Here is a 15,148-nt window from a genome sequence, read left to right as displayed (position 1 = left end):
CCCTCAGGAAGTGCGAACCTATGCACGGAAGCGCGCGGCTGAACATGAGGATCAACAACACGCTGGCCTATCCAAAGACTGCCGAGTTTGGTGGTAATCCCGGGGCGGCAGCGATGAGCGTGGCGAGCGCTGCAATCCTGTCGGAAATGGAGTCCGCCCTAGGCCGTTTCACCCCCGATGAGGCAGCCGTCACGACCGAACTGCTGCTGCGCCTGAGGGACGCCCTGGAGCCGGGCGACGAGCAATGGTTCGATCAATTCGACAGCCATGTCATGACGCTCGACGGCGCCAGTACCTATCAGCCGCAGGGCAACACGGAGCGACTTGCTTTCGACCACGCCCTGCAAGCTGCGTTGCTCGCGCTGCATGAGCTTGTTCGCCGACGGCGCGAGGGTGAGGTGACGAAGCCGCCTTCGAATACCGACGAAGGCAATCGTACCGACGTTGCCAGGCGGGGGCCGTCCGAACGCGACCGGCTCCTCCACGCTGTGCAGGACACCCTGTTCATACTTACCCGAACGGCTCGCGCACCCGCCCGTCTGCTTAACGACATCGAGGATCGTTCGGACTGGAAGGATCTGGTTCTATGGTTCGTAGAGGCGCTAATCGGGGAAGGTCGCGACGATCGAGGGTGGAGATCGTACGTCGACATCCCACCTCAAGCATCTTCGCGACCATCCATACGATAGGGGTGGTGATGATCAGGCGTGGGAAACGCTGCTCGTGTCGCTCACCGGACTCGGTGTCCTGTTTACCGCTGAGATGGGGATCGTCACTCTGGGCCAGCCGCTCAGTACCTCATTAACCGCGAAAGCGGAGGGGTGGGGTATCGGCGAGTGGACGGCGCCGGCGCACCATGTCGATGCCGCGCCGTCCCACGGCACGTCGTCGGACGTTGCGGCTGCGATCGCGGATGGGCGGTGGACCATCAACACCCGAGTGCTTCTCGAGGACGGCGGACAGTTGGTAGTCTTTCTGTCGGACAATGCGAACGACCCGACGGTATCGGCGATTGTCGGACGCGAGGTATTCCGCTGCGACGTACGTGGCGCGCCTATGTGGCAGATCGCAGCTGAGGCCGGGACGACCGATTCCAGAACGCATCCTTTCGATCACGCGACCGTGACCAGCGAGCCTTTCGTCAGCGTGTTCGAGGCGGACGGAAACTATTACGCCAGCCGGTGGAACGGCGACACATTCGTGATTGATATGTCTAGCGGAAAGGCATCGTACTCGGGTTGGGCTCGGACGTGATGACGGTCGCGGTATATCTGGTGTGACTTTATAATCCGGCTTCTTGCGCGCTGATCGCACCCGCGTCTCAAGAATACCTAAGCGACGTTGCCGCAGCTGGCGATTGTCGACCCTTAGTCGCGACAGATGCGACCAAATTGGACATCGGCACGCTAAATTTCGGCGCGAGCCAGATAGCGCATGCCATCTTCTTGATGATACGGAACAGACCACGCCGCCTCAATCAACGGCCGCAGGAGCCATTGGCCGGGCGCGACTTCTCATCTCACCCTCCCATCCGGTAAAAGCCGCCGGATTGCGGCCCCTTTGCTGTCACGCCGTACCTGAACGAACGGCTGGTTTCGGGAGACGCTTCAGTCGCTTCGAACGTCCACTTGTGGGTCAGCCCCGCTCTTCGGAGCATCGCATCTCCGCTTCGGAGGACGATCGCTGACTCGGGCTTGAGGCCTCGCTCACAAGTGCGTTGAAGGTTTTCGCACGACTTTATAGTAGCACCGAATCAGTTATTTCGGTCGCCTCGCGCTCGGCAAACGCGCTCAGCAGCACGCATAAAGGTAGATCGTACGGATTTTGAGAAGCTATGAATTATCGCCATTCCTTCCATGCTGGCAACAGCGCCGATGTCGTGAAGCACGGCGTGCTAATCGCGCTCGTGCGGGCTCTGCAGCAGAAACAGGGCCCGTTGACACTGATCGACACCCATGCCGGCTGCGGGCTGTACGACCTTGACGGCGAGGACGCCCAACGCACAGGCGAGTCCACGCAGGGCGTGCTGCGGGCCTTTGCCGACCTGAACCCGTTGCTGAACGAATACCGGGCCAGCGTGCAGGCGGTGAATGCCGAGGCCGTGCCGCACTTCTACCCCGGATCGCCGCGGATCCTGGTGCAGCTTCTGCGCCCGCAGGATTTCCTGATCCTGAACGAAAAACATCCCGAGGACGCCTATACCCTGCGCGGCGTGATGCGCGGCACATCCGCTGCCGTGCATGAGCGCGACGCTTACGAGTTTTGGCTGGCGATGTTGCCGCCCCGAACCGCGCGCGGCGTGGTAGTGGTCGACCCGCCGTACGAGCAGCCCGATGAGCGCGAGCGTATCACAGCCACCCTGGCCGCCGCTCACCGCAAATGGGCACATGGCGTGACGGTAATCTGGTATCCGCTGAAAGACCGCGCCACGCATTCGCGGTGGACGGAGCAGTTGCGCAAGCTCGGCATACCGAAACTGCTGAAGGTTGAGCATTGGTTGTACGATGACGATCAGCCCGGCATCTATAATGGTGCAGGCCTTTATATCGTCAACCCGCCCTACGCCTTCACGCAGGCCCTGCCACCTCTGCTCGACGCCCTGCGCGCCGTGCTGGCACCGGAGGGACATCGGGGCGAGATCACAACAGCTTGGCTGAGCGATTAAAGTAAAATCTGCATCACCGCCTTCTTCCAAAGGAGGAATTATCGCGCGGCAGGTTTAAAGCAGAGCATCTTGATAGAATCACTTGCGGTCAGAGATTGGCTGGTGACCGTCGCTGCTCGTGCTCCGCGTTCACCGGGGAGGGCTGATAGGTCTGCTTTCCCGAATAACAGTCGACTGCCGAACGCTACGTACGGCAACTAAGTCTCGCCTCTTGACTCTCAAAGCCGCTTGTCGACGCGTAGGGCTGACATAAACGGATGTCTGGATTTGGTAGGCGCAAAACCGCCGCTGAACGTCCGGGGCTGAGGCCTGCCGTACCCGCCATTCTCAACCGCTCCCGAGTATCCGATCCGCGGTACGCAGGCTCAATGCCATAATGGTGAGCGCCGGGTTGGCGGCGAGCGAGCTCGGGAAGACCGAGTTGTCGCAAATCCACAAATTGTCGATGTCGAAGCTCCGGCCCCACGGATCAACAACCGCGGTGTCGCCACTCGCGCCCATCCGGCAGGTGCCGATGGTATGTGCGGCGCGGGGCAGGGTGACGATGTCCTGCGCGCCGGCCGCTTGCCAGATCGCGGTCATCGTCGCGACCGAGTGTTTGTCGATCGCCTGCTCGTTGGCACCATAGGCGAACGTCACGCGGGCCTTGGGCACACCGAACGCGTCGGTTTCGTCGGCGAGCACTAGCCGGTTGTTGTCGCTCGGCAGGCATTCGGCATTAATGCCGATGCCCGCGAGGTGAAGATATTTGTCCATCACGTCGACCAGCCCCTGGCCCCAGCGCCCGCCGCCGCGCGCAAAGGACGTCGCCAGCGTGACGGGCTGTACGCCAAGGCTCTGCATGAGATAGCCGCCGACAAAGTTTGCGCCTTCCGGGCGCAGCATATCCTCGCTGATCAGCGACGAGGGATAGCCGCGGTTGCAGCGCATTTCGGCGGCGAACCGACCCCAGACCTGCGTCGCGACGTGCGCCATGAAGTTGCGTCCGACCTGACCGCTGGCGTTGCCAATCCCCATGTGGAGTAGCAGGCGCGGCGTCTCGACGCCGCCTGCGCTAAGCACGACCGCGGCACAGCGCTGGCGATGCTCCCGCCCGCCGCGATGGTAGATCACCGCGACGATCCGGCCGGTGGCATCGCGCTCGATCCCAGTCACCCGGCAGTCGGGGCGGATCTCGGCGCTCGCGGCGACGGCAAGCGGGAGGTAGGTCGTATCCATCGACGCCTTTGCGCGATTGCGGCACCCCTGGTGGCAGGCGCCGCAATTGATACAGGCCTGGCGCACTCCGCCGCCTTCCTGTCGCCAGTCGCGCGAGACAAGCGCGGCGGGTGCGTCAGTCGCGGTGATGCCGACCGCCGCGCACCCTGCCGCCATCGCATCGGCAGGCGCGTTGCGCTTGACCGCGGGCAGCTGGTAGCGGCGGCCCGGGTCCCAGGGGTAATCGGCGGGGCCGGAAACGCCGATGAACGCCTCGACCTTTTCGATATAGTGGATCAGCTCGGCATGCTCAATCGGCCAGTCTTCGCCTTGGCCGGTCAGCGTCTTCAAGCGCATGTCGCGGGGGTCGGGGCGGGGGCAGAACGCACCCCAGTGCAGCGTCGACCCGCCAACACCGGTGCCGCTGTTGTTGCCGCCGAACGCCTGCGGCATCGCGCCGTCGCTCAGCCGCTCATCGATCCAGTAGATATCGCTCGCGGCGAGTTCATCCGGCGTATGCCGTTCGGGCTCGCCATTGGGGCCGGCTTCGAGCGCGACCACCTTCAAGCCAGCCTTGGCGAGGCGGGCCAGCAACGGTGCACCGCCGGCGCCGGTGCCGACCACCACGACATCGACGACATCGGTCTCGGCATAGGCGCGCATCTGGTCGAGGTTCATCGTGCGGGCTCCCAGCCTTCGCGTTCATCGGCCGCGGTCAGCGCGTAGCCCTGTTTGCGGATACCATCGCCGCCAATGGCAAAGCCGTCATAGCCGACCCGTGCCATCGTCGCCGGATGCGCGAGCCACAGCCGCACGGCATCGGCACGGACGTCCTCGAACCATAGGATCATCTGCTCAGGCGTGAGTGGCGTCTTGGCAGACCAGTCGGCGGCTTCGATCCTGTGGAGCAGCGCGTCGCGGACCTCGCCTTCAAGCTTGGCGAACGTCTCGTTAGCCAGTGCATCGAGCGTATCCAGACCGGCGCGGTAGGCTTCGGCATCGGCGGGGAGGGCGGCGAACCGCCAGCCATCCCCGTCGCCGGTCGTGAGTTGCGCGTCGATCCGTGCGGCGAGGTCGATGCCGTACTGGGGAATCACGCGGTCGACGAGCGCGCGCAGATTTTCAAGCTGTGGCATGGTCAGGGACTTAGGCAGATAGTCGGGGTCGTCTGCGATCGCGCGTTCGGCAAGCGTGGCGCGGGTGCGAGCGCTGACGCGGTCGGAGGCGATCAGGCGCGCATAGTCGGCGCGGACACTTGCCTGACCAACGGTGTCGGCGTGATTGCGGACCAGACGGGCAACGCTCTCGGGCTGCTCGATTGGGAGCAGATGCGCGGCACCGGCTATGCTCTCGAACCGGGCATGGGCGTAATGCGGCATGTTCAGCTTGCGCTGATTCGCCTCGCCCAGATCGCCGTCTTCGGCACCTGCGACGATCATCGCCGGGGTGGCGAGCCTGCCGACTGCATCCGACCAGTCCTCGCGGCTGCCGTGTTCGAGCCACGCTCGCCATGCCTGGGGATCGGCGCGCTGGACGTCGGCGACCGCAGCTTCATAGACGGCGGGTAGAAGTGGGGCAGCGATGTTCTGGTCGACGAATTCGCATGCGTCTTCGGGACCGACCGGGCCCAGCATCACCCAGCGGATCATCGTCGCGCGGCGTTCGTCGTCGATCGGCTCGGGCGAGGGGGGCGACGCGGCCATCAGCACTATTCCGGCCAGTCCGGGGAGCCGTCCTGCTTCCGATCGCCGCGCCAAGATCGTTGCGACCTTGCCGCCCATGCTGTGCCCGACCAGCATCCAGCGGTCCGTACCGTGCGCGCGGATTTGCGCGGCGATCGTGTCGGCCATTGCCTCGACCGAGAACCCCGTCGCGCTCGAAGCGGCACCAAAGCCGGGCAGGTCGAGCGGTCGGCAGTCGAACTCGCCGAGTTGCGCGATCACCGCATCCCAGGACCGGGCGCTGCCGCCCAGCGCGTGCAGGAAGAACAGCGTGGGGCGCATTACTTCGCGTCCCATGCTGCCTCCTTTTCGAGCGCGATCTCGTCATGGTCGCCACAGGTCATCACGGCTTGCTCCTTGCCGTCCTCCGTCAGGAATACCGCAAAGTCGCCTTCGGCCACATTGCCCTCGATACGGCGGTGGTCGGGTTTGGCGACGTGGCCGACATAATGGAGGCTGGTGGCGTATTGTCCGGTCCAGAAGAACGGCGTGTCGCCATAGCCGCCGGTCACCGCGCCGAGCAGCGAACGCGCGAGCCATTGGCCCTGCCGCTGGGCGTGGACCCAGTGCTCGACGCGGACCGGATGGCCGAGGCGCGGGTCGGGGTAGTTCGCGATATCGCCGATCGCGTAGATCCCGGCAACCGACGTCCTCAGCTGCGCGTCGACGACAACGCCGCCACCTGCGTCGTTGTCGGCGATCGTCAGCCCGGCCTCTCTGGCGAGGTCGATCCGTGGTTCGACACCGACACCGACGACGAGCAGGTCGCCTTCGATCGTCGTGCCGTCGTCTAGCGTTGCGGTGTGACCGTCGAACCGGGTGAGATTACGGTCGAGATGGAATGTGACGCCCTTCTCCTCGTGGAGCGCCTGCACGAACTTGCCAACTTCGGGCCCGGCGACCTTGGCGAGCGGAACACTGTCCCTGGCGATCACAGTGACGGCGAGCCCGGCCTGGGTCAGCGATGCGGCGGCCTCGAGCCCGATGAAGCTCGCGCCTAATACGATCGCGCGCTCCGCGTCCTTTGCGGCGGCTTTGAGTGCGTCGGCGTCTGAGAGTGTGCGCAGGACGAAGACGTTTTCCGCTGACTTTACCGTGTCCGGCGTGATCGGCGTTGCACCGGTGGCGAGCACGAGGACGTCGTACGGCACGCGGTCCTGGTCGGCGGTGACCACGGCACGACTGCCGACGTCGATCGACGCGACTGCGACGCCGGCGAGGACCTTGGGGGCAGGACCGCGGCCCAGGCCTGGTTGGAGCAGCGCGGTGTCTTCGCGCTCGGCATCATCCGCCAGATAGTCCTTCGAGACCGTGGTACGATCATAGGGCGCGTCGGCATCGTCGGACAGGATCGTGACATCGTCGCCGAGCCCCGAGCGCGCCAGCATATCGGCGCAGGCATGCCCCGCAGCGCCGCCGCCTACGATGACCACCCTGCCGATCGACGGGGCCGATGGCGCGGGGCGCGGTCCTTCCGCTTTGCCGGTGACGGTGACGGTGACGACACCGTCCGCCTCGACGACGGTGAACATGTCGAGCGGTGTGAACGCGGGCGCCGATAGCGCCTCGCCGTCCTCGAGCGAAAAGCGGGCGTGGTGCCACGGGCAGCGTACCGTTCCGTCGATCACCATGCCGGTTTCAAGCGGCGCGCCCTGATGCGTGCACTTGCCGGCGAACGCGCAGACCTTTCCGCCATGGCGGACCAGGATGATGTCGTCGCCGCCAAACGATCCCGCGAGCGGTTTGTCGTCGCGCAGCTCCGCTGCTGGTATACCCCCGCCAAGATCGATCGTTGCCATGTTCTAAATCTCCGAAATTCCGGAGTGGAACGATGCAGATCGACATCCGGTGCCGTGTAAAATCGTTCTTGGTCAGCAGCTTCTAGTGCAAAGATGCTTTGCATCAACGATTACCAAGCTTGCCAAGTGAGATGGTTCGGGCTGGGAAACCGTCTGCTACAACAAGCGTGCTTAGAAGCGGTTCTGGGCCTGCTAGCTGGGGCAAGCGGGATCACCGACCCTCTGCTCTGGTAATAGCGGTGACGCTGGCTCAACCGTAGCATCAGGAAGCCCCGGTGCACTATGGATCCCATGGCCACCTCAGCTGACTGCGGACATGCAGCCGGCCGAGGTTGAGCCGTCAGAATCAGGAAATCGGAACCCCGCCGGTCACGGCCACGACGTTACCGGACATGTAGCTCCCCTCCGCCGACGCGAGCATCACATAGGCGGGAGCGAGTTCGCCCGGCTGTCCAGCGCGGCCGAGCGGCGTGTTCTGGCCGAGCGTTTCCAGTTCCTCCGGTGACTTGGCGATCGGCTGGATTGGCGTCCAGATCGGGCCTGGCGCCACCGCGTTCACGCGAATGCCGTCGCCGGATAGAAGGTTGGACAGGCCCACCGTCAGGCTAGAGATAGCGCCCTTGGTCGCTGCGTAGACGATCATGTTCTTGCCAGCGACCTTTGCCTGTTCGCTGGTCGTGTTGATGATCGCCGAACCCGGCTTCATGTGCGGCGCTGCTGCCTTGGCCAAACGGATCATGGCAAAGACGTTAGCGGCGAACGCGGCCTGCATCTCGTCGTCGTCGATGCTATCAAGGCCCTCATTCATTGTCTGAGCGGCAGCGTTGTTGACGAGCACATCAATGCCACCGAGTTCCGCGATCGTACGCTCGACCAGGGTTACGCAATGATCCCGGTCGCGAAGATCGCCCGGCAGCAAAACGCAACGTTGCCCCGCCTTCTCGACCCACGTCAGTGTTTCTTCGGCGTCAGCTTGCTCGTCGGCAAGGTAGGAGATCGCAACGTCGGCTCCCTCACGGGCATAGGCGATCGCCACTGCCCGGCCGATACCGGAGTCCCCTCCGGTTATCAGCGCCACCTTGCCCTCGAGCAGGCCCTTGCCGACGTAGCTCTCTTCGCCGTGATCGGGCTTGGTTCGCATCTTCGCCGTCAGGCCGGGTCTTGGCTGCCGCGGCTCATCAGGAAAACTTGTCGGCTGGCTCGTGCGCGGATCGTCGGTCATAGCGGTTCCTGCTGGTGGGGATCAGCAGCAAACGGCTCAGGAGGGATAACGTGCCGGCCGGCCGCACGTGAGGACGACGTCCCGTCGGCGTCAGCGTTTCACCGGTTGCCAGCGATAAGCAGTGCCGGCCTTGACGATCTGGCCGAGCCCTGGGAACGGAAAGTGCGGGCTGAACACATGTTCGCCGCTCGCTGCCAACTTGGCCAGCTCGGCCGTCCGCCGCTGGCGCCCCTGCTCGCCGTCGGTGTCGTAGCCGATGATCCATTCGGGCCTGGCGAGAGACACGATAGCGCTATGAGCAGTGTCACCCATATCGAGTAGCTTTTGGCTGTCTGACGTGATTTCGTAGCCGCTATGGCCGGGCGTATGCCCCGACAGCGGTACCGCGCGGATACCCGGCATCACCACCGCGCCAGGATCAAATGGCGTGACCTTCGGCGTGATCGTCGCGACTAGCGCTGCATTGCCGGGCTGGCTCTGCATGAACGCCCATTCGGCGCGCGTCATACGGATCGTCGCGTTGGGAAACGCCAGTTTGCCGTCCGCGCTCGACAGCCCGCCGACATGATCGCCGTGCGAATGCGTGATGAGGACGTCAGTAATATCTGCGGGCGAGACTTTGGCGAGCGCTAGGCTCTGCATCAGGACGCCACCAACCTTGGGGCCCAGGCCAGTGTCGATGAGGACCATACGGCCCGGCATGCGGACAAGCAGCGCATCGACGCCGAGCGATAACGCGTCGGTCGGCGCGCCTGCTTTCTGCAATATATCCGGGACAGCTGCCGGGCCGTCCTTTTTGCCGAACGCTTTGTAGAACCCGTCCAAGCTGGGCGACCTTCCCGTTGCAGGCCCTTGATGCGCGCGCGAGATCGTGGAGCGGGGTGGTGGCTTCGACAGCATCCGAGCCAGTTGGGACGCGCGGCGTCACTCCGACAACGACGTTTGCACATAATTGCGAAGCGGCATCGGCACGCCGCCGTTGGCCCATCTGCAGCTGTTCATACTTGGTGAAAAAAGGAATGCCCCCCCGATTGACACCTAACGATCAGTGAACATGTATTCATTAATATAAAAGCCGATCATTTTTACTAAAATTAGCCAGATCAAACTCGCTTTCGTCCCGCTAGCAAGAGGCTGCGATGATAGGAGGTAGCCCATGTATTGCGACTGTTGTCGGCAATTGCCAGCCAAGCCATCGCCTCTGCTACGCGGGTGCCTGGTTCGAGGGGGATGCGGGCTAGCTCACTGTCGAACGGCGCAAAATAGGCAGGTTGACCTTGCCATTCGGTAAGGCGGGCGCGGGCTTGCTCGATCGACCAGCCGTGGAGGTGGATACCGAGGTCGACGAGCGCGCGGGCTACGCGGAAAAGAAGCCAGTGGGTGTGGCCGAGCGCATCGTACGGATCGGCGTAGGCGCCGGCTTTTTCGGCGAGTTGCTCGGCGTAGATGCCCCAGCCTTCGACGAACGACGACGCATATTCAATGCGGAGCGGGTGGGGCGGGGTGGCACCTTCCAGACCCAGCTGGATCATGTGACCGGGAAGCAATTCGTGCGCCACGACGCTGCGAAGCGTCCAGCGTGGGCGACGGCGAATGTCCTTGAGGTCGACGACATAGGCGCCGGGGCGGGACGGCGTCGGGACCTCCCGATAGCCACCGCGGCCGGTAGTAATTTCTCGCGGGGACAGCGCGCGAGCGCTGGCGTTCAGGCACCAGGAAGGGACCTTGCCGAACGCCGACGGGATTTTGTCTCGCGCGGTGGCGAGCATGCGGTTCATGTCGCCGATTGCCTCGGCGCGGCCAGCGCTGGTGTCTGGATAGAGAAAACGCTCGTCCTGCCATAGTTTGGCATAGCGTGCTGCGACCGTCCCCCTGGATGCGCCGATCTCGTCGAACAGGTGCTTGGCGCGAGCGTGAAGGCGGTTCAATTCCACGAGGAGCCGGCGTTCGGCATAGGCCGGCGTCATGGTGCCGAGCGAGCGTTGCAGTTGAAGAGCGTACCAGTCCGTGCCGCCCTTGAACCGTCCGAAGCCGGGAGCGGAAGGCGCGGTGTCACGGAGACTTTCAAGTGCGGCGATCTGTCGATCGATCGCGGGGTTCGCGGGGGCGGATCGAAGCGCATCGACTGTGCGGTCGAGAGACAGGCGGGGAAGGATGATGCCCACTGCGGCGTCGGTCAGGATAGCGGCAGTGTCTGCGTCGATCCTGGCCTGCTCCGGACGTGCCGCCTTCCAGGCGCCGGTCGTAGGGGTGACGCGGTAGGGGCTGCGTCCGGTGCGGCCGAACGCCGACCGGGCGATGGCGGCGTCGATCGCCAGGCCGGCACGAGCGGTCGTCAGATCGAGGCGGTCGCCAGGTTGCAAGGCGTGTGCGTCGAAGGGGGCGAGGAGACGGAGTGCTTCGTCTGGATCGGTTGCCGTAGCGGCGTCGAGGGCTTGGCGTAACGTTGTGCTGGATCGGGCATAGATCTTTGCGGGGACGAAGGCTGCGGAAGCCAATCCGGCAAGAACGGTTCGGCGGCTTGAAGTCATCACACACGCCCCCGTTCGCCCTGAACCCGGTCGAAAGGTGCTTCGCAAGGCGGGTATGCTTCGATTTCGTTCGGCACGAGCGGGGTGGCAGCGACCACGCGACCGGAGGCGGAGGCGTCGGGACATCGTCGAAGCGTCATGAGGTGCGCATCATCGGGGCAACGCAACACGGTTGTTAGCCTGAGTGATTTCGGGCTCGTCTCCGGTCAGCGCAACATGGACGGTCAGCGTTGCTGGATCGAGCCGCGCCGGGATAGCAAACTTCACAGTTGTGGTTTTGGGGTTGAGATCGAGCGGGGCGGCTAGCGGTGGAATGCTCATGGTGGCGACAACTTTGCCTGTCGCGTCGACCAGTTCCGCCCGCCCGCCCGCCGCGTCTTTTGCGCCGAGGCTGTGGACGGTGACCGTAACGTTCCGACCCGTCACGATCACGTCGTCCGGGCCGATGCCGAGATCGGCGCGCTGGTCCACCGGTGTGCCTGCTTCTACCAGCGCGAAGTCGATCACCGTCGTGCCGGGTGCGAACGCCACGTCGGTAGCAACGCTGCGTTCGAGCGTCATGGTCTCTGCGCTGCCGATCGGCGTGAGCGTCTTGCCGCCGTCCGCGCTGCTCGACGTCTTCATGGACCAGCGACCAGCGGTGACGGTCCAGGTCGACATCGTCGCGCGTTGGGCGTGATCGGTGGTGTTGTAGGCGATCACACGGAACCTGGTCGGAGTCGCGCCCGGCAGGAGGATCGCGACGCGTTCGGCTGCATCCGGTTCGGCGAAGCGCCAGCTCACGGTGTTGCCGGGCCAGCTCTGGTTGCGGCGCAGCGCGATGCCGCCGAGCCGTTCGCGTTGCAGGATCTCGCTCGGCTGGTCGACGCGGTCGCTCCACCAATGGCCCTCGGTGTACATGTCCATGTGCTGCGACTTGTCGGCGATCGCGTCGGCGTGGAGCGCTGCCAACGGCGCAGTGTCGCCGGTCGCGGCCCAGGCGGTGTAGCGGGCGAACGGGTCTTCGGATTTGGTCGCCGCGAGCTTGGTGCGCGCTGCGGCGCCACCGGGGAGGGCATCGAACGCGTTCTCGTTGAATTCGGCGAGTGCACCCGGACCGGCCTTGGCCAGCCGCGCCTCTATCGGGCGGAGGTAGTTCGCGTCGCCGGTGTAGCGCCATGCGGCCCATGTCGCCTGCAACGACGTGGTGATGCCGCCGCCGTCACCGACACGCTCGGCGTCGGTGCGCCAGTTGATCTCGTTGGGATAGCTCCAGCTGCCGTCCGGACCTTGTTTGCCATGCGCCATCCAGCCGTCGATCACGCCGGTGACCAGGCCTCGCGCCAGCGGATTGGCGTTGTAGAGGCCGACCAGCATCGGGCCGTGCATGACGGTGAAGGCATAGGGTTTCTGCCATTCCCACGCGCCCTCGCGGTACATCTTCCGCCCGCCATACCAGTTGCTCGCGAAGTGCATGTGGCCGGCGGGGTTCCTGAGGATCACGGTCTGGAGGGCGCGCGTGTTGTCCATCAGCCGCTCGACCGCCTTGGGTTCGCCCCAGTTGAGGTACAGGCGTTCCGCGTTGCTGTTCAGGCCCTCTTCGTACGCGTGGAGCTCGTCGGTAGTGATGTAGCCGAGCCCGTTCACGATCATGCCGTTCTTGTAGACCGCGTCGGACAGCGCGCGCAGCGAGGCGTTGATCTTGTCGGGCTCGACTCCCATCAGCGCGAGGCCGGGCCATTGCTGCGTCAGGTCGGTGTCGTCCGAAATGCCGCCGCCGAAATCGCCGTATGGGACCTGGCGCTCGTCGATCCACCAGGTGACGAACTGGCGGACGCGCTTCAGGTCTTCGAGTTGGCGGAACGCCCAGAGCGGCACGCCCGCGGGGGCGACCGGCTGGACGAAGGCGGGCAGGTTTTCGGGGCGATAGTTGATGTCGGCCCAGTAAGTACGGGCCCGCGCGTTGTCGGGATCGACGCGGAGCAGGTCGGATATGTCGGCGAACAGGCGCTGGTAGAGGCCGGCGCGCTTCGATGCCGTGTGCTCCTCGACGAGGAAGCCCCAATTGTCCTTCACCTGCGCCATGCGGTCGGCGACGTGTTCGGGCAGGGCGACGGCACGGGGTTTGAAGACGAGGCGAATCCTGGCGCCGTTTAGCGCGGTGGCGTCGAAGTCGGGGGCTGCGCTGGCGATCGTCAGGTACAGGCTGTCGTTGGGCAGGATGCGGTCGCGGAGATCGAGCCAGAGCGTGCGGGCTTCGTTTGCGCGGACCGATACGGAAAGATCGATCATGTCGCGGCCGGGCCAGATCGGGTCCTTCACGCGGATGTTGAGCGCGATGAGACCTGCGGCGTCGGGCTTGGCCTTCAGCGCAGGGATGTCGATCGCGATGCCGTCCAGCCCATCGTTGAGGTTCTGCCAGCCATAATCGAACGCGCGGGCGAGGGGGCGGTCGGGGAGCGCGTCGCCGAAGCTCGCCGGGATGAGGATGTGGACTATCGGGGCGGCGTCCCTACGGCGGACTGGCGCGCCGGAGGCGCCACCGGTGCCTGCGCCGACTGCAGCTTTCAGGCCTGCCGCGGGCATCGCGACGACGGTGCTGCGTTCGTCGGGTGCGAACCGGCCGGCGATGTAGGCGTTGAGGGGGGCGAGCGCGGCTAGATTGGGAGAGGCGGCGGCATCGATCGTGTAGGAGAGCTTGAAGCTACCGGTGGGTTCTGCGCCTGCACCGATGTCGTAGGCCCAAAGCTCCTGGATCGGCTGCTCCTGCATGGTGTTCGTGAAGCTGAGCACGCCGCCGGTGCGGAGCGGGAACTGGTCGACGCTGCGAACGGCGCCTTGCGGGCGGGTGGCGATCTGCGTGGTCTTGACGCCGTCGCTCCAGTCGAGACGGCCGTAGGCCGCGCCGCGGATCTCGACGCGGTTGACGCGTTCGCCGGGGGGGATCGTCAGGTCGTATCGCTTGCCGCCTTCGACATACGTGTTCCAGTCGGGCAGCTCGAAATAATCGTCGCGGCCGGGCAGTCGGGAGCGGTTGTAGACGCCGGGCCAAGTCGTCTCGGCAATGCCGTCGACGCCTTTCCACATCCATTCCTTCAAGTCCTTCGCATCGGCGAACTCGACCTTCCGCACGCGCGTGACCGGCGCGTCGAGGACGGGCGGGGCGGACTTGTCCCAGCCGTAGCGGTGCAGCCAGGCGGTTCGCCTTGCGGTTGGGTCGGTCGCAGGCGCCGAGGCCGGTTCGCGCTTGTCGGCGAGCGCTGCGACGTCGGTGGCTGCGAGCATGCGATCATAGACGCGAATCTCGTCGAGGTCCGAGCCGCGCATGAAATTATAGCGGCTCTGGACCTGATGCGGCGACATGACGCGGCCGGCGAGACCGAACTGGTCTAGGCCGCTGTCCAGATCGGCCTTTTGATCTTTCCGCGCGACCAGCTTGCCGTCGACGTAGAGTTGCACGCCGACCGTCTCGTCCCACGCAAAGCCGATGTGCGACCACGCGGTTGCGGCGGGGGCCTGCGGTATCGTCCAGGAGACGCGGATGCGCGAGAGGTTCGCGTCGGTGACGAAGGCGTCGAAGCCGTGGCCGTTCCAGTCGATCCGAAGGAACGCCATGTCCCAGCTTGAATGGTCGGCGAACCCGGTGCGGAAGATTACGAACGGTGCTACGCCGACTGGCGTGCGCGATCGCCAGAAGAAGGCGAGCGTGCCGCGGTCGGCGCGGATGTTGCCGGGCGCTTTCCACGCGACGTAACCGTCGTCCGCCCAGCGCGCGGCACCGCCGATGGCACCATCCGGGGTGATGTCGACGCCGCTGCGGAAGTTCGGGACGGGATCGCCGGTTGCGTAGTCGGCAGTCAAACTCGTGTCGGCAGACGCGCGGAAGAGGAGGCCGGTCGCATCCTGTGCTTGTGCCGGAGCGATGCTCGAAACGGCTAATGCTAGGACGGACGCCGTGGTGAAACGCTTCACTGCTCTCTCCCTGGGGCCAATCGGCATTGAGCGATTTGGCCGAATGTTCGTCGTCAGAAGCT

General features: G+C 64.8%; 10 protein-coding genes. 3 read left to right on the top strand and 7 right to left on the bottom strand.

Going from position 1 to position 15,148, the window contains the following annotated elements; translation table 11 throughout:
- The first annotated feature begins 44 nt into the window (after positions 1–44).
- The 3 genes from BM244_RS06155 (at position 45) to BM244_RS06145 (ending at position 2,665) form a co-directional block, all read left to right on the top strand.
- The gene (locus BM244_RS06155) at positions 45–689 is read left to right on the top strand and encodes a hypothetical protein (RefSeq protein ID WP_139226873.1); all 645 of its coding nucleotides are present in this window, start codon (positions 45–47) and stop codon (positions 687–689) included.
- A gap of 34 nt (positions 690–723) precedes the next feature.
- Positions 724–1,254, top strand: coding sequence for a hypothetical protein (locus BM244_RS06150; RefSeq protein WP_093397984.1), 531 nt, complete (start codon positions 724–726; stop codon positions 1,252–1,254).
- A gap of 580 nt (positions 1,255–1,834) precedes the next feature.
- Positions 1,835–2,665 carry a 23S rRNA (adenine(2030)-N(6))-methyltransferase RlmJ gene (locus BM244_RS06145; RefSeq protein WP_093397983.1) on the top strand — a complete coding sequence of 277 codons (831 nt, stop codon included), beginning with the start codon at positions 1,835–1,837 and terminating at the stop codon, positions 2,663–2,665.
- A gap of 327 nt (positions 2,666–2,992) precedes the next feature.
- On the opposite strand, the gene BM244_RS06140 is transcribed toward BM244_RS06145, so the two are convergent.
- The 7 genes from BM244_RS06140 to BM244_RS06110 all read right to left on the bottom strand — a co-directional run bounded on the left by BM244_RS06140 (position 2,993) and on the right by BM244_RS06110 (position 15,086).
- Positions 2,993–4,540 (bottom strand): GMC family oxidoreductase, encoded by a 1,548-nt coding sequence (locus BM244_RS06140; protein ID WP_175518094.1) that lies wholly within the window; start codon positions 4,538–4,540, stop codon positions 2,993–2,995.
- On the bottom strand, positions 4,537–5,880 hold the full coding sequence (locus BM244_RS06135; protein WP_175518093.1) for an alpha/beta hydrolase: 1,344 nt from the start codon (positions 5,878–5,880) through the stop codon (positions 4,537–4,539). The genes BM244_RS06140 and BM244_RS06135 overlap by 4 nt, the downstream gene beginning before the upstream one ends.
- The gene (locus BM244_RS06130; protein ID WP_093397982.1) at positions 5,865–7,382 is read right to left on the bottom strand and encodes an FAD-dependent oxidoreductase; all 1,518 of its coding nucleotides are present in this window, start codon (positions 7,380–7,382) and stop codon (positions 5,865–5,867) included. The genes BM244_RS06135 and BM244_RS06130 overlap by 16 nt, the downstream gene beginning before the upstream one ends.
- A 346-nt stretch (positions 7,383–7,728) precedes the next feature.
- Entirely contained in the window at positions 7,729–8,604 is an 876-nt protein-coding gene (locus BM244_RS06125) for an SDR family oxidoreductase (protein ID WP_093397981.1), read from the bottom strand.
- A 90-nt stretch (positions 8,605–8,694) separates the two neighbouring features.
- Complete coding sequence (locus BM244_RS06120) at positions 8,695–9,429, bottom strand: MBL fold metallo-hydrolase (protein ID WP_254784290.1); 735 nt, start codon at positions 9,427–9,429, stop codon at positions 8,695–8,697.
- A 278-nt stretch (positions 9,430–9,707) separates the two neighbouring features.
- Complete coding sequence (locus BM244_RS06115; protein ID WP_139226872.1) at positions 9,708–10,967, bottom strand: DUF885 family protein; 1,260 nt, start codon at positions 10,965–10,967, stop codon at positions 9,708–9,710.
- A gap of 318 nt (positions 10,968–11,285) precedes the next feature.
- Complete coding sequence (locus BM244_RS06110) at positions 11,286–15,086, bottom strand: LamG-like jellyroll fold domain-containing protein (protein ID WP_254784289.1); 3,801 nt, start codon at positions 15,084–15,086, stop codon at positions 11,286–11,288.
- Positions 15,087–15,148: the final 62 nt, after the last annotated feature.

It is taken from the genome of Sphingomonas sp. OK281 (assembly GCF_900115295.1).
Classification (GTDB): Bacteria; Pseudomonadota; Alphaproteobacteria; order Sphingomonadales; family Sphingomonadaceae; genus Sphingomonas.
The sequence above is the reverse complement of the archived record's forward strand: the minus strand, read 5'-3'. Positions and strand labels throughout refer to the sequence as shown.

Excerpts from the sequence above, each read along its gene's own strand:
- BM244_RS06155 (WP_139226873.1), top strand. The coding sequence starts at position 45 with ATGAGGATCAACAACACGCTGGCCTATCCAAAGACTGCCGAGTTTGGT.
- BM244_RS06145 (WP_093397983.1), top strand. The coding sequence starts at position 1,835 with ATGAATTATCGCCATTCCTTCCATGCTGGCAACAGCGCCGATGTCGTG.
- BM244_RS06140 (WP_175518094.1), bottom strand. The coding sequence starts at position 4,540 with ATGAACCTCGACCAGATGCGCGCCTATGCCGAGACCGATGTCGTCGAT.
- BM244_RS06135 (WP_175518093.1), bottom strand. The coding sequence starts at position 5,880 with ATGGGACGCGAAGTAATGCGCCCCACGCTGTTCTTCCTGCACGCGCTG.
- BM244_RS06130 (WP_093397982.1), bottom strand. The coding sequence starts at position 7,382 with ATGGCAACGATCGATCTTGGCGGGGGTATACCAGCAGCGGAGCTGCGC.
- BM244_RS06125 (WP_093397981.1), bottom strand. The coding sequence starts at position 8,604 with ATGACCGACGATCCGCGCACGAGCCAGCCGACAAGTTTTCCTGATGAG.